General features: G+C 71.3%; 18 protein-coding genes. 9 read left to right on the top strand and 9 right to left on the bottom strand.

What is annotated here, in order from left to right; genetic code table 11:
• Positions 1-22 precede the first annotated feature (22 nt).
• Positions 23-541, top strand: coding sequence for a SixA phosphatase family protein (locus IE260_RS09520; RefSeq protein ID WP_189870079.1), 519 nt, complete (start codon positions 23-25; stop codon positions 539-541).
• Positions 542-605: 64 nt separating this feature from the next.
• Here IE260_RS09520 and serB read toward each other — a convergent pair whose 3' ends face one another.
• A complete protein-coding gene (gene serB, locus IE260_RS09515; RefSeq protein WP_189870078.1) occupies positions 606-1838 on the bottom strand; it encodes a phosphoserine phosphatase SerB in 1233 nt (410 codons plus the stop codon).
• A 130-nt stretch (positions 1839-1968) separates the two neighbouring features.
• Positions 1969-3813 carry a streptophobe family protein gene (locus IE260_RS09510; RefSeq protein WP_189870077.1) on the bottom strand — a complete coding sequence of 615 codons (1845 nt, stop codon included), beginning with the start codon at positions 3811-3813 and terminating at the stop codon, positions 1969-1971.
• A 240-nt stretch (positions 3814-4053) separates the two neighbouring features.
• Here IE260_RS09510 and IE260_RS09505 point away from each other — a divergent pair, with 240 nt between their 5' ends.
• Positions 4054-6639 (top strand): ABC transporter ATP-binding protein/permease, encoded by a 2586-nt coding sequence (locus tag IE260_RS09505; RefSeq protein ID WP_189870076.1) that lies wholly within the window; start codon positions 4054-4056, stop codon positions 6637-6639.
• A gap of 103 nt (positions 6640-6742) precedes the next feature.
• Here the strand turns inward: IE260_RS09505 and IE260_RS09500 are convergent, their stop codons facing one another.
• From IE260_RS09500 to IE260_RS09490, 3 genes are all read right to left on the bottom strand, one after another.
• Positions 6743-7492, bottom strand: coding sequence for a transglycosylase SLT domain-containing protein (locus tag IE260_RS09500; RefSeq protein WP_189870075.1), 750 nt, complete (start codon positions 7490-7492; stop codon positions 6743-6745).
• Positions 7493-7842: 350 nt separating this feature from the next.
• On the bottom strand, positions 7843-8922 hold the full coding sequence (locus IE260_RS09495) for an S-adenosylmethionine:tRNA ribosyltransferase-isomerase (RefSeq protein ID WP_189870074.1): 1080 nt from the start codon (positions 8920-8922) through the stop codon (positions 7843-7845).
• Positions 8919-9617 carry an SDR family NAD(P)-dependent oxidoreductase gene (locus IE260_RS09490; protein ID WP_189870073.1) on the bottom strand — a complete coding sequence of 233 codons (699 nt, stop codon included), beginning with the start codon at positions 9615-9617 and terminating at the stop codon, positions 8919-8921. Before IE260_RS09490 ends, IE260_RS09495 begins: the two co-directional genes overlap by 4 nt.
• A gap of 212 nt (positions 9618-9829) precedes the next feature.
• Between IE260_RS09490 and IE260_RS09485 the strand changes: the two genes are divergently transcribed.
• The 3 genes from IE260_RS09485 to chpE all read left to right on the top strand — a co-directional run bounded on the left by IE260_RS09485 (position 9830) and on the right by chpE (position 12009).
• Positions 9830-10975 (top strand): GAF domain-containing sensor histidine kinase, encoded by a 1146-nt coding sequence (locus IE260_RS09485; protein ID WP_189870072.1) that lies wholly within the window; start codon positions 9830-9832, stop codon positions 10973-10975.
• On the top strand, positions 10968-11609 hold the full coding sequence (locus IE260_RS09480; RefSeq protein ID WP_189870071.1) for a response regulator: 642 nt from the start codon (positions 10968-10970) through the stop codon (positions 11607-11609). Before IE260_RS09485 ends, IE260_RS09480 begins: the two co-directional genes overlap by 8 nt.
• A 154-nt stretch (positions 11610-11763) precedes the next feature.
• Complete coding sequence (gene chpE / locus IE260_RS09475; protein ID WP_189870070.1) at positions 11764-12009, top strand: chaplin ChpE; 246 nt, start codon at positions 11764-11766, stop codon at positions 12007-12009.
• 695 nt (positions 12010-12704) lie between these two features.
• Here chpE and IE260_RS09470 read toward each other — a convergent pair.
• Entirely contained in the window at positions 12705-13493 is a 789-nt protein-coding gene (locus tag IE260_RS09470) for an Rv1486c family protein (RefSeq protein WP_189870069.1), read from the bottom strand.
• A gap of 149 nt (positions 13494-13642) precedes the next feature.
• Here IE260_RS09470 and IE260_RS09465 point away from each other — a divergent pair, with 149 nt between their 5' ends.
• From IE260_RS09465 to IE260_RS09455, 3 genes are all read left to right on the top strand, one after another.
• Positions 13643-14440 carry an ABC transporter ATP-binding protein gene (locus IE260_RS09465; RefSeq protein WP_189870068.1) on the top strand — a complete coding sequence of 266 codons (798 nt, stop codon included), beginning with the start codon at positions 13643-13645 and terminating at the stop codon, positions 14438-14440.
• 53 nt (positions 14441-14493) lie between these two features.
• The gene (locus IE260_RS09460; RefSeq protein ID WP_189870067.1) at positions 14494-14925 is read left to right on the top strand and encodes an NfeD family protein; all 432 of its coding nucleotides are present in this window, start codon (positions 14494-14496) and stop codon (positions 14923-14925) included.
• A gap of 147 nt (positions 14926-15072) precedes the next feature.
• On the top strand, positions 15073-16035 hold the full coding sequence (locus IE260_RS09455; protein ID WP_189870066.1) for an SPFH domain-containing protein: 963 nt from the start codon (positions 15073-15075) through the stop codon (positions 16033-16035).
• 61 nt (positions 16036-16096) lie between these two features.
• Here the strand turns inward: IE260_RS09455 and IE260_RS09450 are convergent, their stop codons facing one another.
• From IE260_RS09450 to IE260_RS09440, 3 genes are all read right to left on the bottom strand, one after another.
• Positions 16097-16603: an HNH endonuclease gene (locus IE260_RS09450; RefSeq protein WP_189870065.1), complete on the bottom strand. Its 507-nt coding sequence runs from the start codon at positions 16601-16603 to the stop codon at positions 16097-16099.
• 199 nt (positions 16604-16802) lie between these two features.
• Positions 16803-17342 (bottom strand): YbhB/YbcL family Raf kinase inhibitor-like protein, encoded by a 540-nt coding sequence (locus IE260_RS09445; protein ID WP_189870064.1) that lies wholly within the window; start codon positions 17340-17342, stop codon positions 16803-16805.
• Between the two features lie 40 nt (positions 17343-17382).
• The gene (locus IE260_RS09440) at positions 17383-18165 is read right to left on the bottom strand and encodes a sporulation protein (RefSeq protein ID WP_189870063.1); all 783 of its coding nucleotides are present in this window, start codon (positions 18163-18165) and stop codon (positions 17383-17385) included.
• Positions 18166-18312: 147 nt separating this feature from the next.
• Here IE260_RS09440 and IE260_RS09435 point away from each other — a divergent pair, with 147 nt between their 5' ends.
• On the top strand, positions 18313-18954 hold the full coding sequence (locus IE260_RS09435) for a DNA-3-methyladenine glycosylase (protein ID WP_189870062.1): 642 nt from the start codon (positions 18313-18315) through the stop codon (positions 18952-18954).
• Positions 18955-19258: the final 304 nt, after the last annotated feature.

The following is a 19258-nucleotide window of genomic DNA, read 5'->3' as shown; positions in this document are numbered from 1 at the left end:
GTTTCATGCGAAGCTGGGTTGCATGAGCGTCGCAGAACCCCGCAGGATTGTCCTCTTCCGGCATGCGAAAGCCGACTGGCCACAGGTGTCCGACCACGAGCGACCGCTCGCCGACCGGGGCCGCATGGAGGCCGCGGAGGCCGGACGCCGGCTGGCGGACACCGGCATCCCCTTCGACCTGGCCCTGTGCTCTACCGCGATCCGGACCCGCGAGACCTGGAAGCTCGCCGTTCAGGAGTTCCCGCAGCGGCCGAAAACCGTCTATGAGGAGCGGATCTACGAGGCGTCGCCCGGCGAACTGATCGCCGTGCTCAACGAGACCCCCGACGATCCGCGGAACGTCCTGGTGATCGGCCACAACCCGGGCATCCAGGGGCTCGCCGACATCCTGGCCGGCTCGGCTCAGGACGACGCCCGCGAGCTGATGGCCCGCCGCGGCTTCCCGGCCGCCGCCTTCGCCGTCCTGTCCTTCACCGGCACCTGGAAGGACGTCGAACCCGGCGTCGCCTCGTTGGACGACTTCTGGGTGCCGACCGACTGATCCCGCCCACGTGACAGGGCCCGGCACCCAGGCGGTGCCGGGCCCGCGCCGTACGCAGACGGGGTCAGTGCAGGTCGAGCTCCTGGCCGGGCCGCTGGTCCAGCGTGTCCGCCGCCTCGACCTCCTCGCGGGTGATGCCCAGCAGATACAGCACCGTGTCGAGGAACGGCACGTTCACCGCGGTGTGCGCCGCCTCGCGCACCACCGGCTTGGCGTTGAAGGCGACCCCGAGCCCCGCCGCGTTCAGCATGTCCAGATCATTGGCGCCGTCCCCGATCGCCACGGTCTGCGACAGCGGCACCCCGGCCTCGGCGGCGAACCGGCGCAGCAGCCGTGCCTTGCCCGCCCGGTCCACGATCTCCCCGGTGACCCGGCCGGTCAGCCGGCCATCGACTATCTCCAGCGTGTTGGCCTGGGCGAAGTCCAGCCCGAGCCGCTCCTTGAGGTCGTCGGTGACCTGGGTGAACCCGCCGGAGACGACACCCACCTGGTAGCCGAGCCGCTTCAGCGTACGGATCAGGGTGCGGGCACCCGGCGTCAGCCGTACCTCGCTGCGCACCTTCTCCACCACCGAGGCGTCCAGCCCCTCCAGCAGCGCCACGCGCGCGTGCAGCGACTGCTCGAAATCCAGCTCCCCGCGCATCGCGGCCGCGGTCACCTCGGCGACCTTGTCCTCGCAGCCGGCGTGCGCGGCGAAGAGCTCGATCACCTCGTCCTGGATGAGCGTGGAGTCCACGTCCATGACGACCAGGCGCTGCGCTCGCCGGTGCAGCCCCGCCGAGACGACGGCGACGTCCACGCCGAGCGCGGCGGCCTCGGTCGCCAGGGCGGTGCGCAGCGGCTCGGTCTCCACACCGGACACCGCGAACTCGACGGCCGTCACCGGGTACTTGGCGAGCCGGAAGATGCGGTCGATGTTGCTGCCGGTCTCGGTGATCCGGGCCGCTATGGCGGCCGTCGCCTCCGCGGTGAGCGGGTGCCCGAGCACGGTGACGAGAGAGCGGCCGAGACCGCGCGGCCGGTTGTCGCCGATACCGGAGATGATCTCCGCCTGCATCTTCATCGACTCCGCCCAGCTGTGGACGGTCGCCCGCAGATCTCCCTCCAGCCCCCGGGGTGGCTCGGTCACGAGCGCGCACAGCACGATCCGGCCACGGGTGACGACCTGCTCGATGTCGACCACGTCGACGGAGAAGGCGGCGAGGGTGTCGAACAGGCCGGCCGTGATGCCCGGCCGGTCCTTGCCGAAGATCTTGACGAGAAGAGTGGGAACGTCAGAGGTCTGCGAAGCGCTCATGGTGTTCCCACCGTATCCGGCACGCGGTGCCTTTCGCGCGCGAGGTCCGCCTGCCGGACACGGAACACTCGATGGCGCCCGGACGGCGCGGACATGGCGTTTCGCCGACGAGCCGGGATCGCCGTCCGTGTCACTGCCCGTCCCGCGGCCGCCGCGGCGGCGCCGGAGGCGGGGGCGGCGGGGGAGGGGGACGCTCGCCCCACCGGGACGGCGGCCGGTCTTCGGACCGCTCCCCGGAACCCGGGGGCAGCCGGGGGCCCCGCGGCGGCTCCAGGGGCCCCGCCACCGTGGGAGCGCCGTACACGTCGTCGCCGGCGTCGGAACGCCGCCCGGTACCGGCGGAGGGCGGCCTGCCGGAGTCCGGCGTGTACCCCGCACCGGAGTCCGCACCCGGCCCCGCCGGCCCGGCAGGGCGTGGGTCCCGCGCTCGCCGCGCCTCGTCCGGCGGTCGCAGGTACGGGTTGGTACCGGGATCGGGCGGCCGGTGCGGCGTACCGGGCCGGTACGGCCCGGACGGCGACGCCGCGAACGGCGCCTCGTCCACGCCACCGCCCGCACCCGGCGCGCCCGTCCCCCCGGCACCCCGTGCCAACGGCGCCGCCCGCCGTCCCGCCGCCCCGCTCGCCCACGCCGACAGCGCACCCGCGGCCCCCGCACCCGCGCCCCACACGGCGCCCAGCAGCAGCGCCGTACCGAGGTGCCCGCGCAGCTCGATACCGGCGCCGAACGCGTCGAAGCCGAGCACCGAGAGCGAGGCGTCCACGGACACCTCCGTCAGCCACACCAGCAGGGGCAGTGCCAGTGCGGTCGCGATCCCCAGCCGCACGGCGCACCGCCCCGCGAAGCCCGGGGCACGCGCGTCGGACCCCACCGGCGTCCGTACCGCCGTCAGCACGCCCGCGAGCAGCATCGTCAGCGCCGCAGCCACCCCGAGCAGCCACACCCGCCCGTCCAGCTCCGCCAGCCGCCCCAGCGTGACCGGCTCGTCGCCGCTCACGCGCAGCAGCTCGTCCAGCGGATCCGGAAGGAGCCCGGCCAGCTCCCCGCTCGCGCGCCCGTCCCACGGCACGAGCAGACCGATCGGCACGCCGAGCCAGACGCCGTTCGGCGCGCCCAGAAGCGCCGCGCCCGCGATCCGGCGGGGGTGGTCGTCGCCGATCGCCGCGTAGGCGGCGGCCGCGTACCCGGCCGCCACCGCCGTGAGGAACACCGCGACCAGGGCGGACACCGCGGGCCGCACCGCCCGGTGCAGTGCCTCCCACCCGCGCGGCAGCGGCGTGCGGCGCGAGGCGAGCAGCGCGATCAGCAGGATCCCGGCCGACCAGCCCAGTCCGCCCAGCAGGGTCGGCGCGGTGTCGACGGTGAAGCCGACCGCCGCCTTCGCGTCGACGAGGTCCCCGATCCGGTCCGGCAGCAGGCCGCCGATGTCACCGAGGTCTCCGAGCCCCGGAATCCCGACACCCCCGCCCCCGCCGTCGCCGGGCAGGTCGCCGAGTCCGAGGGAGCCGCCGTCGATCGTGACGACGTCGTGGCCCGCCCAGGCCAGCCCGCCCAGCATCGCCACGAAGAGGGCGACCACCGTGCCCGCGCGCGCGAGGAGTTCGGCGCGCGAGACCACAACTCCCGCCGCCCGCAACGACCGCAGGAAGAAGAACGACAGCAGCACCGCACCGACCAGGCTCACTCCCAATGGCGTGATCTCGATGGCGGTGCGCGCCTCGGCGCTTTCCAGCCCGAAGGCGGACACGTCCCCGGACGGCGTGACCGAACCCCCCGCCGCGAGCGCCACCACCGCGGCGGTCATCGGCCCGAGCGAGCCGGCCGCGTCCGCGTCCAGCAGCCTGAGACCGAGCGCCGCCGCCCCTGCCATCCCGATCAACGCCCAGCTCACGGAGGCGATCGCGGACAGCACGACGTCCGCCCACGGCACCTTCGTGCCGTACCCCTCGTTCCCGACGCTCGTGGACGCCTTCATGGCAGACCCCCCGATCCGCGGCGCGGCCGGGTTGCCGCGCATGTCCCCCTCGCGTGGATTACCACTCTCCGGGCAGGTTTCAACCCCGTCAACGGAATCGGTCGGGGCGCACGTACGCACTCTTCACGAGGCCCGACTTTCGGTCAGGGGGCCGAGCCTGAAATAGTTCCCCCCGATGTTCGACATCCCTAGACTCCCTGCGACGGGGGTAACTCGGGGGACAACTCAGTGGGGCATGGAGTGCCGGAACTCGTACTGGAATCTAATGGACGGACCTGGACGCTCGATCCGTCCAGGTCTTACGTGCTCGGACGCGATCCGCAGGGGGAGGTCGTGTTCGACGACGCCAGGGTCTCCTGGCGGCACGCCACGGTCAGCTTCAACGGCCGCAGTTGGGTCCTCGAGGACCACGGCAGTACCAACGGCACGTTCGTGCAGGGCCAGCGGATCCACCAGGTGGAGCTCGGCCCCGGCATGTCGGTGCACCTGGGCAACGCGACCGACGGGCCGCGCCTGAACCTGACCGGCAGCGCGGCCGCCGTCGGCACGCAGCAGGGGCAGCCCCAGCAGCAGCCGTACGCCGCGCAGAGCGCGAACCCCGGCTGGGCCCAGCAGGCACCCGCCCAACAGCCGCCGCAGCAGCAGGAACCGCAGCAGGTTCCGCAGCATCAGGTTCCGCAGCAGGCTCCGCATGCCGACTGGCAGAACCCCCAGCAGAGCGCGCCGCAGCCGCAGCAGGCCGCTCCGCACTTCCCCCAGCAGCAGGGACCCGGTGGCGCGGCGGGGGCGCCGCCGGTCTACGGCGACCGCAGCCCGACCACGTTCCACCAGTTCTCGCTGGGCCGCGTGATGCGCATCGGCCGTGCGCTGGAGAACGACCTGGTCGTCTCCGACCTCCAGGTCTCCCGCAACCACGCCGAGTTCCACTCGACGCCCGACGGTCGCATGGAGATCCGCGACCTGGGCTCGCACAACGGCACGTACGTCAACGGCCAGCCGATCGCCAAGGGCGGCTCGCAACTGCTCGGCCCGACCGACATCGTGGGCGTCGGCCACTCGACGTTCCGGATCGTCGGCGACCGGCTGGAGGAGTTCGTCGACACCGGTGAGGTTTCCTTCTCCGCCCGCCACCTGACCGTCACGGTCGACGGCGGCAAGCAGATCCTCAAGGACGTCTCCTTCGGCGTCCCCGAGAAGTCGCTGATCGCGGTCATCGGCCCGTCCGGCTCCGGCAAGTCGACCCTGCTCAAGGCGCTCACCGGCTACCGGCCCGCCGACCAGGGCGAGGTCCTCTACGACAACCGGAACCTCTACAAGCAGTTCGCCGAGCTGCGCCAGCGCATCGGTCTGGTCCCGCAGGACGACATCCTGCACAAGGAACTGACCGTCAAAAAGGCCCTGAAATACGCGGCCAAGCTGCGCTTCCCGGCCGACACCACGGCCGCCGAGCGTGACGCCCGCATAGACGAGGTGCTGCGCGAGCTGAAGCTCGACATCCACAAGGACAAGAAGGTCACCTCGCTCTCCGGCGGCCAGCGCAAGCGCGTGTCCGTCGCCCTGGAGCTGCTGACCAAGCCGTCGCTGATCTTCCTGGACGAGCCGACCAGTGGCCTGGACCCGGGCATGGACCGCGACGTCATGCAGCTGCTGCGGGGCCTCGCCGACGACGGCCGCACGGTCCTCGTCGTCACCCACTCGGTGGCCGAGCTGGCGCTGTGCGACAAGCTGCTGGTGATGGCTCCGGGCGGTTCGGTCGCCTACTTCGGCCCACCCGAGGAGGCCCTGAACTTCTTCGGCTACGACACCTGGGCCGACGTCTTCTCCGCCTTCGAGAACTACCGCGACTACGACTGGGCGGGCCGCTGGAAGGGCTCGCAGCACTACCAGATGTACGCCGCGGACATCGACGCCGTCGCCCCGCAGTCCGTACAGATGCCGCCGATGCAGGCCATGAAGCCGCCCAAGCCGCAGGGCTGGATGTCGCAGTTCGGCACGCTGGTGCGCCGCTACGTCTCGGTGATCGCCTCCGACAAGGGCTTCCTCGCCCTGATGGTGATCCTCCCGGCCGTGCTCGGCGCGGTGAGCCTGCTGATCGACGCGGACAAGGGCCTGCTGCCCAACCCGGCCAACCCCCAGACCGGCCGGATCATCCCGAACGGCACCGCCACCACGGTCCTGCTGATCCTCGCGGTCGGCGCCTGCTTCGCCGGCGCCGCGAACTCAGTCCGCGAGCTGATCAAGGAACGGGTCATCTACGAGCGGGAGCGCGCGACCGGCCTGTCGCGCTCCGCGTACCTGATGTCCAAGGTGTTCGTGCTCGGCCTGATCACCGTGCTGCAGGGCCTGATGGTCGGCGTGATCGGCTTCGCCGGCCGGGAGATCCCGGAGGAGGGCCTGATCCTCGGCGGGGCCGTGATGGTCGAGATGTCGCTGCCGATCATGGCGCTGGGCTTCACCTCGATGATGTTCGGCCTGATCATCTCGTCGCTGGTGAAGACCGCCGAGAAGACCATGCCGCTGCTGGTCATGTTCGCGATCATCCAGGTGGTGTTCACGGGCTGCCTGTTCACGCTGCACGGCGCGGTCGGCGTCAACGAGTTCTCGTACCTGATGCCGTCGCGGTGGGCGGTCGCCGCCGCGGGCGCCACGCTGGACTTCAACAAGATCAGCCCGCCCCAGCAGGGCGGCGAGACGGACCCGCTGTGGGAGCACTCCGTCGGCGCCTGGGGCCTGGACATGGCCGCGCTGATCGCCCTCGGCGTGATCTGCGGCTTCTTCGTGGCCCGCTTCCTGCGCCGTCACGAGCCCGAGGTCATGCGCAAGTGACGCTGCCGTAGAACGCCGAAGGGCGGCACCCCGTCAGGAGGGTGCCGCCCTTCGGCGTTCGGCGTACGTCCGGTACGCCCGCGAGAAGAGGCCCGCGCCGACCTCAGTACGCGCTGTTGACGTTGTCCATCGAGCCGTAGCGGTCGGCCGCGTAGTTGCAGGCCGCGGTGATGTTGGCGACCGGGTCCCAGATGTTCTTCGGGGTGCCCGGGACGTGGTACGCCTCGAAGGTCGGCGGGATCACCTGCAGCAGGCCCTTGGACGGGATGCCGTTCTGCGCGTTGATGTCCCAGTTGTTGATGGCGTTCGGGTTGCCCGAGGACTCACGCATGATGTTGCGGTGGATGCCGTCGTAGGAGCCCGGGATGCCGTGCTTCTTCAGGATGGCGAGGGACTCGCGGATCCAGCCGTCGAGGTTGTTGGCGTAGCTCTTCGTCGAGACCTGCTTCACCTCGGCGCGCTGGGCGGCCCGGCTCGCGGCCTGCTTCGCCTCCCGCTGCTGTGCGGCCTTCTCGGCGGCGGCCCGGGCGGCCGCCTTCCTCGCGGCGGCGGCGGCCTGCTTCTTCGCGGCGGCCTCGGCGGCGGCCTGCTTCTTCGCCTCGATGGCGGCGACCTTCTGGCTCGCGGCGGCGAGCTGGTCGGTGACGCCGGCGTGGACGTCCTTGATCTGCTCGGTGCTGTAAGCGACCTTGGCCGTGGGAGCGGCGACCTCGCTCGTGGCCGTCTGCCCGCTGGCCGGCACCGCGCTGAAGGCGACGGCGGCGGCGCCGAGCGTACCGACACCGGCGGCCGCGATCTTGTGGGTGCGGGTCAGGGGACGACTATGAGCACGGGTGAGGATGTTCTTGAGCATGCGGGACAGACCTCTTCGAATAGCGCGGAGGTCGCTCGCGTCCGGTGGGGACAGGGGTGCTTCCTGCACAAACGCCGCGGGCTGGAACCCACGGCGCTGAGCGACGAGAGCAATTCTTAGCGGCCGCAAAATCCACAGGCAAAGATGTGACCTACGATCCCGGGTAGTGGATCAGGGAAGGGCAAAACGGGGCAGATTGGACCATCTGCCCCGCTCAAAACGGACGAGGTGCTCTCCTACCCCCCTTCGTACGTGATCTGGGCCCTATGTGCGGGCTCACACGAACCCCTCGCCGATCTCACTGGCGGTTGCGAGAGCAATGCAGTGGGTGAGGGTCTTCCGGGCTGTTCCTACGGCAGGAGGAGATGCACGTCCCCGAACTCGTGCCACAGGTACCGCCGGCGCACCGCCTCCTCGTAACCGCGGTCGACCGCCGCCCGCCCCGCCACCGCCTCCAGCATCAGCAGATGCGAGGCCTCCGGCTCGTGGAACCCCGTCAGCAGCCCGTCCACCACCCGCACCCCGCGCTCCGGGGTGACGACCAGATCGGTCCATCCCTCCCGCGCCCGTACGCTCCCGTCGGCACCGGCCGCCGACTCAACGGCCCGCACGGCGGTCGTCCCCACCGCCAGGACCCGGCCCTGCCCCGCCCGCGCCGCCTCGATCAGTCGCGCCGACGCCTCCGGCACCGAGAAGCGCTCCGGATACGGCGGCTCGTGCGACTCCGCCGAGGCGACGCCGGTGTGCAGCGACACCGGTGCGAACTGCACCCCCCGGCTCACCAGCTCCGCCACCAGCCGCGCGGTGAAGGGCCGGGCCGCACTCGGCATCTCCGCGCTGCCCGCCCCGTCGGCGGACGGCAGCGCGAACACGGTCTGGTACGCGGACAACGGCTGGTCCCGCTCCGTATAGGAGTAACGAATGGGCCGCCCGTGCTCCCGCAGCAACGCGGGCACGTCCCCACCCCGCAACCGCGCCCACCACAACCGGTCGCCACGCGCGCTCAGCGGCTCCTCCAGCACCAGCCGCACGCCTCCGGGCAGCCTCACCTCTGTTCCCGCGGGCGCACCCGCACGCGCGCGCGTGGTGCCCCGCCCGTCGGGATCCCGCAGCTCCACCGCCCACCGGCCGTCGTCCCCCCGCGTGGAGAAGTGCACCACCACGCGCGCGTGCCCGATCCGCCCGTCGACGGCCGCGGCGAGCGTGACCGAGGTGTTGACCACCAGGACATCCCCGGCCCGCAGCAGCCGCGGCAGCTCCGGGAACGTGTGGTGCGACACCTCCGTACCGCGCGACACCAGCAGCCGTACGGCGTCCCGGTCAAGCCCGGGACCCCGCTGCTCGACCGGCACCCGCGCCGACAGCTCCTCCGGCAGCTTCCCCCACGCCCGGACCGGCCCCCGCGGTGAGAACCCCGTCAGCGAGGTCATCGCCGCTCCTGGAGCAGCGCCGGCGCCCCGTAGCGCCCGCTCGCCGGCCGCTCGTCCAGCAGACGCAGGAAGGCCGGGACGACACTGCCCGGAGCGGGCCGCGGATCGTCGTCGTCCGGTACGGCGGCCACGTAGAGGTCCGTGGCCATGTCACCGGGATCGACCGCCCAGACCCGCAGCCGTGGCTCCTCCACCGCCAGCACCGCTGCCAGGTGGTCAAGGGCCGCCTTCGACGCCCCGTAACCGCCCCATGACTCGTACGCCTCGGCGGCGGCGTCCGAGCTGACCGCGATCACCGCGCCCGCCCCGGCCGCCCGCAGCAGCGGCAACGCCTCCTGCACCAGGCCCAGCGCCGCCACCGCGTTCACCTCCAGGGCCCGCCGCAGCCCGTCCAGAGGCAGCTCCTCCAGCCGCACCAGGGGCTCCGCGCCCAGCGCGCTCGCATTGCTCACCAGCAGGTCGACGCCCCCGAACCGCCACGCCGCAGCCACCAGCTCGGCCCGGTGCGCGGCGTCCGTGACGTCCCCGGGCAGCGCCGCCACGCGCGTGCCGTACGGCTTCAGCGCCAGCGCCGTCTCCTGCAGTACCTGAGGCGTCCTGGCGTCGAGCACCAGGTCCCAGCCCCGGGCGGCCAGGGCCTCGGCCAGCGCCCGGCCCAGTCCCCTCGACGCCCCCGTGATGATCGCTACCGGCATGACACACGTCCCCTCGTCGTCCGCGCCTCCTGATCGGCGTGTGCCTCAACGTAGGAACCGGGACCCAGGGGGCGCCTCGGGCAGGGGCAGCAAACCGGCGGGGCCTTCGCCCTAGGCCCTTCGGGCGGGACCAGGGGCCTAGGCCCACCGCCCTAGGCGGCGGCCGCCACAGGTCCGATCCGCCTGTCGCACCCCGCCGGTACCGTGAGGACATGAGTCACGGCCCCCGGTCCGGCCTCGCCGCGGTGAGCTCCGCGCTGCTGGCCATGAGCAGGCACCTGGAGGTGCGCGACGTCCTCAAGACGATCGTCGCCTCCGCCCGCGAACTGCTCGACGCGCAGTACGCCGCGCTCGGCGTACCCGACGATCACGGCGGCTTCGCCCAGTTCGTGGTCGACGGCGTCAGCGACGAGCAGTGGAAGGCCATCGGCCCCCTGCCCCGCCAGCACGGCATCCTCGCCGCGATGCTGCACGACGCCCGGCCCGAGCGCCTCGCCGACGTCCGCAAGGACCCCCGCTTCGAGGGCTGGCCGTCCGCCCACCCCGACCTGGCCGACTTCCTCGGCCTGCCGATCCGGGACGGCGACGAGGTCATCGGCGCCCTGTTCCTGGCGAACAAGAACTGTCCGAAGCCCGAGGGCGGCTGCGGCTTCACCGAGGAGGACGAGGAACTGCTCGGCATCCTCGCCCAGCACGCCGCGATAGCGCTCACCAACGCGCGGCTGTACGAGCGCAGTCGCGAACTGACCATCGCGGAGGAGCGCTCCCGCCTCGCCCACGAACTGCACGACGCCGTCAGCCAGAAGCTCTTCTCCCTGCGCCTGACCGCCCAGGCCGCCGCCGCCCTGGTGGACCGCGACCCGGCCCGCGCCAAGGGCGAGCTGCAACAGGTCGCCCGGCTCGCCGCGGAGGCCGCCGACGAACTGCGCGCCGCCGTGGTGGAACTGCGCCCCGCGGCCCTCGACGAGGACGGCCTGGTCGCCACCCTCCGCACCCAGATCCAGGTCCTGGACCGCGCCCACAGCGCGCGCGTGACCTTCGCCGGCCACGGCGTCAAGGCGCTTCCCGCCGCCCAGGAGGAGGCCGTGCTGCGTGTCGCCCAGGAGGCCCTGCACAACGCCCTGCGGCACTCCGGAGGACAACACGTGGACGTCACGCTCGGCCGGCGCGGTCCCGGAGCCGTACTGCGCGTCACCGACGACGGAACGGGCTTCGATCCGCGGACGGTGCGCCGCGCGGGACGTCATCTGGGCCTGGTCTCGATGCGGGACCGGGCGAGCGGGGTCGGCGGCAGGCTGACCGTGGAATCGGCGCCCGGCAAGGGCACCACGATCGAGATGGAGGTCCCCGGTGGCTGACGCAATCAAGGTGCTGCTCGTCGACGACCACCAGGTCGTCCGCCGGGGGCTGCGCACGTTCCTGGAGGTGCAGGACGACATAGAGGTCGTGGGGGAGGCGGCGGACGGCGCCGAGGGAGTGGAGCGCGCCGGGGAACTGAGGCCCGACGTGATCCTCATGGACGTCAAGATGCCGAACATGGACGGCGTCGACGCGCTGCGCAGACTGCGAGAGCTGGACAACCCCGCGCGCGTGCTGGTCGTCACCAGCTTCACCGAGCAGCGCACGGTGGTCCCGGCCCTGCGGGCGGGCGCCGCCGGCTATGTGTACAAGGACGTCGACCCCGACGCGCTGGCGGGCGCCATCCGCTCCGTCCACGCCGGGCACATCCTGCTCCAGCCCGAGGTCGCCGGGGCCCTGCTGTCGCAGGAGGAGAACAACTCCGGTCAGGGCAGAGCCGGTTCCCTGACCGAACGGGAGCGCGAGGTGCTGGGCCTGATAGCGGACGGCCGCTCCAACCGGGAGATCGCCCGTGCGCTGGTGCTCTCGGAGAAGACCGTCAAGACCCACGTCTCGAACATCCTGATGAAGCTCGACCTCGCGGACCGCACCCAGGCCGCCCTCTGGGCCGTGCGCCACGGAGTGACCGGCTGACCGGTACGCAGTGGCAACCCGGACGGTTCCGTTCCGATCCGAGATTCATACCGTCGTGGGAATGTCCCCCACATGGCGCATCCTCCGTCGCGCCCGGCCGTTCTCCAGTGCGTGCTGCGGCGACTGCCGCGGCGATCGCAAGGAGGGCTTGTAAGTGAAGAACCTGAAGAAGGCAGCGGCCGTGACGATGGTGGCCGGCGGGCTGCTCGCCGCCGGCGCGGGCATGGCCTCCGCCACCGACGGCGCGGCCGCCCACGGCAAGGCCGTCGGCTCCCCCGGCGTCGCCTCCGGCAACGTCGTCCAGGTGCCGGTGCACATCCCGGTGAACGCCGTGGGCAACAGCGTGAACGTCATCGGCCTGCTGAACCCCGCCTTCGGCAACCTCGGCGTCAACGACTGACTCCGGTCGGCGAGCGGTAGGTGACCACGGCCTCCCGGGCCCCCACCCGGGAGGCCGGTCACGTACCACCCCGACCACATGCATCACCCACCCCGACCGCGGACACGCACCCTGCCGCAACGGCGCGCCTCCGTGCTGCCGCAAGCGCGAGCACGCCCGTTGCGGTCACCGCGGGCCTCCGTGCTGCCGCAAGCGCGAGCACGCCCGTTGCGGTCACCGCGGGCCTCCGTGCTGCCGCAAGCGTGAGCACGCCCGTTGCGGTCACCGCGGGCCTCCGTGCTGCCGCAAGCGTGAGCAAGCGTGAGCACGCCCGTTGCCGTCACCGCGCGCCTCAGTGCCGCCGCAAGCGTGAGCACGCTCCTTGCCGTCACCGCGCGCCTCCGTGCCGCCGCAAGCGTCAACACGCTCCTTGCCGTCACCGCAGTCGGGCGCCTGCCGTAAACCGCGAGTACGCGTGCCCCGCCGCAACCGTGCGTACGCGCCCTGCGGTAACCGTGGACCATCGCACCGCCACAACCAAGGGCACGCGCCCCGCCGTCACCGCGGGCAGTCGTGCCGCCTGGGGCGGCACGGGTGGGCGCGGCGGCACCCCGCCGGCGCCGGGCAGCGGGACCCACCCCCGCCCCGCCCGAACGCCGGTTCCCCTGCCGAGACACGTCACCGCCCCGACGAACCCCCACCCCAACCAAGGGACGTCACCGCACCCCCCGCTCCCGCTCCTCCACAACGGAGTTGTACGCCGCGACCTGCGCCCGCCGAGCCGTCCTCTCCACCGGCCGCAGCGCAGCCCCCCGCGCCGCCATCTCGGACGCGCTCACCGCACCCCCGTGCCCGTTCTCGTACGCCAGCGAGATCAACGCCCCCACCCGCTGCGCCAGCTCCAGCACCCGCACCGCACGCGGCGGATACCCCGGCGCCAGCACCTCCCGCCCCCGCTCCGCCCGGGCCCGGTACGCGGCGATCGCCGCCTCGGCCACCGGCCCCGACCCGGCCACGTCCAGCCGCGTCAGCACCTCGGTCGCCTCCCGGAGCGCCTCCGCCAGCTCCCGCTCGGCCTCCCCGAGCGACGGCACGTCGGCGGGCGGCGCCTCCCGCACCGGCAGGCAGTGCCACACGACCTCGACATGCACATCACCCTCGGGCCCGGCCTCGTACACCTCCGGCACCAGCCCGAACGCGGCACCGTGACAGACCACGGCCTCCTCCGCCTCCAGCGCCCGCGCGTTGAACTCCGGCGGCCCGCTCAGCCCCAGCGGATGCCCGGGCGCGGGCAGCGCCACCCGCAGCCCGGTCGCCCCCAGCGTCCGCAGCCGGCCCAGGGCCAGCGTGAGACCGACCGGCGCCGGTTCACCCGGCAGCCCCTCCACCCGGTGCACCGCGTCCTCGCCGACGATCGCGAGCACGGCGTCATCCGGCGAGACAAGTCCGGCAATAAGGGCATTTCCCCAAGCGGCAAGGCGTCCTGCACGTGGTTCCGTGAGCATGCTCCCACCCTAAGGACCGGACCGATGGAACGCCGAAGCCGACCGGTGGCGTAGATTTCCTAGAGGGCTGCGCCCACCGGCGGCGGCCCGAGCCACAGGCGTACGCGTCAGCCGAGACCGGCCACACTGCAAGGGGAGACAACGCGCTCATGAGCGATGTTCTGGAGCTTCAGGACGTATCCGTGGTCCGCGAGGGCCGGGCTCTGGTGGACCAGGTCTCCTGGTCGGTCAAGGAGGGCGAGCGCTGGGTCATCCTCGGCCCCAACGGCGCCGGCAAGACCACCCTCCTCAACGTCGCGTCCAGCTACCTCTACCCCAGCAAGGGCACCGCGACCATCCTCGGCGAGACCCTCGGCAAGCCCGGCACCGACGTCTTCGAGCTGCGCCCGCGCATCGGCATGGCCGGCATCGCCATGGCCGAGAAGCTGCCCAAGGGCCAGACCGTCCTGCAGACCGTGCTGACCGCCGCGTACGGCATGACGGCCGGCTGGCACGAGGACTACGAGGACATCGACGAGCAGCGCGCCCGCGCCTTCCTCGACCGCCTCGGCATGACCGAGTACCTCGACCGCAAGTTCGGCACCCTCTCCGAGGGCGAGCGCAAGCGCACCCTCATCGCCCGCGCCCTGATGACCGACCCCGAGCTGCTGCTCCTGGACGAACCGGCCGCCGGCCTCGACCTCGGCGGCCGCGAGGACCTCGTCCGCCGCCTCGGCCGTCTCGCCCGCGATCCGATCGCCCCCTCGATGATCATGGTCACCCACCACGTCGAGGAGATCGCCCCCGGCTTCACCCACGTCCTGATGATCCGTCAGGGCAAGGTGCTGGCCGCCGGCCCGCTGGAGCTCGAACTCACCTCCCGCAACCTCTCCCTCTGCTTCGGCCTCCCGCTCGTCGTCGAGCAGGTCGGCGACCGCTGGACCGCCCAGGGCCTTCCCCTGTCCTGACCGGCCCCCGGTGCGCCCTGTCCCGGCACGTCTCCCGCACCTACCATGACCATGTGAACGACATCGACGCATGGGTGTGGTGGCTCGTCGCCGCGGCAGCGCTCGGAATCCCGCTCGTCGTGACCGCGATGCCGGAGTTCGGGATGCTCGCCGTCGGCGCGGTCGCCGCCGCCATCGCCTCCGGGGTCGGTGCCGGCCTCGTCGTCCAGCTCCTCGTCTTCGTCATCGTCTCGGTCGCGCTCATCGCCGTCGTACGGCCCGTCGCGGCCCGGCACCGCTCCCAACGGCCCCGACTCGCCACCGGCGTCGACGCGTTGAAAGGCAGGCAGGCCGTCGTTCTGGAGCGTGTCGACGCCTCCGGCGGCCGGATCAAACTCGCCGGGGAGGTCTGGTCGGCACGGACCCTCGACACCGGCCGCGCCTACGAAGTGGGCCAGGAAGTGGACGTCGTGGACATCGAGGGGGCCACCGCCATCATCATGTGACCGCGCCCACCGCAACTGAAGCGAACGCCCCCCGAGGTACGCGACGGTCTGTCAGACTCGACCAGCAAGATCTTCAACAGCCGTAAGATCTGCAGTCATCAAGGTTCTGCCGAAAGCGCCGAGGCGGAGAAGGGTACGGGAACGACGATGGAACCGGTCATCATCGTCTTGATCATCCTGGTGGTGTTGGTCTTCATCGCCCTGATCAAGACCATCCAAGTCATCCCCCAGGCGAGCGCCGCCATCGTGGAGCGCTTCGGCCGCTACACGCGGACCCTGAACGCGGGCCTCAACATCGTGGTCCCCTTCATCGACACCATCCGCAACCGCATCGACCTGCGCGAGCAGGTCGTCCCCTTCCCGCCGCAGCCGGTCATCACCCAGGACAACCTGGTCGTCAACATCGACACCGTCATCTACTACCAGGTGACCGACGCCCGCGCCGCGACCTACGAAGTCGCCAGCTACATCCAGGCCATCGAGCAGCTCACCGTCACCACCCTGCGCAACATCATCGGCGGCATGGACCTGGAGCGGACCCTGACCTCCCGCGAGGAGATCAACGCGGCCCTGCGCGGCGTCCTCGACGAGGCCACCGGCAAGTGGGGCATCCGCGTCAACCGCGTCGAGCTCAAGGCCATCGAACCGCCCACCTCCATCCAGGACTCGATGGAGAAGCAGATGCGCGCCGACCGCGACAAGCGCGCCGCGATCCTCCAGGCCGAAGGTGTCCGGCAGTCCGAGATCCTGCGCGCCGAGGGCGAGAAGCAGTCCCAGATCCTGCGTGCCGAGGGTGAGGCCAAGGCCGCCGCCCTGCGTGCCGAGGGCGAGGCCCAGGCCATCCGCACGGTCTTCGAGTCCATCCACGCCGGCGACCCGGACCAGAAGCTGCTCTCCTACCAGTACCTCCAGATGCTCCCGAAGATCGCCGAAGGCGACGCCAACAAGCTCTGGATCGTGCCCAGCGAGATCGGCGACGCCCTCAAGGGCCTGTCCGGCGCCATCGGCAACTTCGGCCCGATGGGCGGCGGTTCGGCAAGCGGCGGCAGCACCGCGGGCCACGGCGGCGTCCCGGCCCAGGAACGCCGCGAGAAGCCGTCCATCGACTGAGAGCCGGGTACGGGAACGGGGCTCACCTCCACCTGGAGGTGAGCCCCGTTCCCGTACCCGGCTAAGCCGCCGACTGCGCGAGCCACTCCGGCAGTGCGTCGAAGTCGTCCTGCCCCAGCGCCAGCAACATCGCGTCGGCAGGCGTCGGCTCGAACGGCTGCCGCAGCAGCGGCATGTCGGCCTGCTCGGGGGTCCGGTTCGCCTTGCGGTGATTGTCCTCCGCACACGAGGCGACCGTGTTCAGCCACGTGTCCTGCCCGCCGTGCGACCGCGGCACCACGTGGTCCACCGTCGTCGCCCGCCTGCCGCAGTACGCGCACCGGTGCCGGTCCCTGACCAGCACACCCCGCCTCGACCACGGGGCACGTCTTCGGAACGGCACGCGTACGTACTGGCACAGTCTGATCACCCGGGGCGCCGGTATGTCGACCGCGGCTCCGCGCATCCGCAGTTCGGGGTGGGCCTGCTCGACGACGGCCTTGTCCTGGAGCACCAGAACGACGGCTCGATTCAGCGTCACCGTCGACAACGGCTCGAAGCTCGCGTTCAGTACCAGCGTGTCCCGCATACCAGCCCACCTCCCGTGTGCACCGGCCCACCCCCTGGCGGGCTGGGATCAACTCTGGCCGGGCACGCCGAGATGGACAACGCAATATCTGCTGCTCCTGGAGGGGACGTTCCCCCACCACCCCCGGCAACAAAAATGCCCGCCCCTGATCCATTCCAAGACCAGGGGCGGGCAAACGTTCCATGAACGCTCGGAACACTCAGCCCTCGGCGGGCACCTCGTACTCACCGATCAGATGGGCGCGCGCGATCGTGTGGAACCGCAGATTGAAGCCGACGAACGCCGGAGTGGCCTCGGCGTCCGGGCCCAGCTTCTCCTGGTCCACGGCGTACACCGTGAAGACGTACCGGTGCGGTCCGTCCCCGGCGGGCGGCGCGGCACCGCCGAAGTCCTTGGTGCCGTAGTCGTTGCGCACCTGGACGGCACCCTCCGGCAGACCCTCGAACTTGCCGCTGCCCGCGCCCACCGGCAGCTCGGTCACCGAGGCGGGGATGTCGAACACCACCCAGTGCCAGAACCCGCTTCCCGTCGGGGCGTCCGGGTCGTAGCACGTCACGGCGAAGCTCTTGGTCTCGGCCGGGAAACCCTCCCACCGCAGCTGCGGTGAGGTGTTGCCGCCCGCGTAGACCTGAGCGTCCTTGAGGGTCGCCCCTTCCTGGACGTCCTCGCTCGTGACCGTGAACGACGGCACGGGCGGGTGGAAGTCATGGGGGAGCGGACGCCGCTTGAGCTCGGTCACCTCGGTACCTCCTGATCGTGTGGTGCAGAGGTACCCGAGCCTAGAACCAGTTGCGCCTGCTGCCGACCTCGGACAGCCACTGGTTGAGGTACGCCGTCCAGTCGGTCCCCTGGTAGTCGTTCAGCCCCACCTTGAACGACCGGAACGTGTCGCTGCCCTCGCTGAAGAGCCCCGGCTTCTTGTCCATCTCCAGGACGACGTCCATCGCCTGCTCGTCGGCCACGAAGCTCAGCTCGACCTGGTTGAGACCCCGGTACTGCTGCGGCGGGAGGAACTCGATCTCCTGGTAGAAGGGCAGCTTCTGCCGGGTGCCCCGGATGTGGCCGCGCTCCATGTCCGCGCTCTTGAAGCGGAAGCCCAGCTGGATGAACGCGTCCAGGATCGCCTTCTGCGCCGGCAGCGGGTGCACGTTGATCGGGTCCAGGTCACCGGAGTCCACAGCCCGGGCGATCTCCAGCTCGGTGGTCACCCCGATGTTCATCCCGCGCAGCGCCTGCCCGTCGATCATCGTGACCGGCGTCTCCCAGGGGATCTCCAGCCCGAACTGCACCGCGTGCACGGCGCCCGCCTTCAGCTCGAAGGCACCCCCGAGCCGCTGCTTCGTGAACTCGATGTCCTGCTTGTACTCCTGGTCGCCGCTCTCCACCTCGACCTTGGCCTGCAGCCCGACCGACAGAGCCTCGATCTGCTGGTCGACGGAACCTCCCTGGATCCGCACCTCACCCTGGACGACACCGCCCGGAACGACGTTGACCTCACTCAGCACGGTCTCGACCGAAGCCCCGCCGGCTCCCAGGCTCGCGAGCAGCTTCTTGAACGGCATGTCTCTCCCTCTCCAGGCTTTGCGTGTGAACCCTTGATCCCTACAAACGCGATCCGGCCGTGGCCGGTTCCACGCCCCTCACCCCGGCAAGGCGGGTGCCCGCCTTGCCACCCTGGATTCCAGCCGCCTGCGTTACGCTCGGACGGCATGATCGCGAGCCCCGACCGTACGCCCCTGCCCAGGGACTTCTTCGACCGCCCCGTCCTCGAGGTGGCCCCCGACCTCCTGGGCCGCATCCTCGTACGCACCACCCCGGACGGTCCGATCGCGCTCCGCCTGACGGAGGTCGAGGCCTACGACGGTCCGAACGATCCCGGCTCCCACGCCTACCGCGGTCGCACGGCCCGCAACGACGTGATGTTCGGTCCCCCCGGCCACGTGTACGTCTACTTCACCTACGGCATGTGGTTCTGCATGAACCTGGTGTGCGGCCCGGAGGGCAGGGCGAGTGCCGTGCTGCTCCGCGCCGGCGAGATCATCGAGGGAGCCGAGCAGGCTCGCACCCGTCGACTCTCGGCCCGCAATGACAAGGAACTGGCCAAAGGTCCCGCCCGTCTGGCCACCGCCCTCGACGTGGACCGCGTCCTGAACGGCACCGACGCCTGCGCCTCCGGGGACACCCCCCTGCGCATCCTGACCGGAACCCCCGTCCCTGCTGACCAGGTACGCAACGGCCCGCGCACCGGCGTGGCCGGGGACGGCGGCGTCCACCCGTGGCGTTACTGGGTCGCCGACGACCCCACGGTGAGCCCGTACCGGGCCCACGTGCCGAGGCGCCGCCGAGGTTGACTCGCCCCTGCGAGGCGCGTAATGTAGCCCGAGCCGCTTGAACCGGGTACGGCAATTCGCCTGCAGCCGGAAGCGGCCAACCCACTACCTACGGTTTCCCCTCAGCGGGGGCGTTTTCGGTGTGCCTGCATGTCCGAATTCGAACTCGCGAGACTCGATTACGAGTCGCCGGAGAAATCAGCTAACGTAGTGAATGTCGAAAGGCCGACGGGCGAAAGCCGAGAAGCCGAAGACAACCCCCTCTGACGGGGAATCAGAGCCCGAAAGGATCTGATAGAGTCGGAACCGCCGGAAAGGGAAACGC

Source organism: Streptomyces viridiviolaceus (genome assembly GCF_014650995.1).
Classification (GTDB): Bacteria; Actinomycetota; Actinomycetes; order Streptomycetales; family Streptomycetaceae; genus Streptomyces; species Streptomyces viridiviolaceus.
This window is presented reverse-complemented; position numbering and strand designations above follow the sequence as displayed.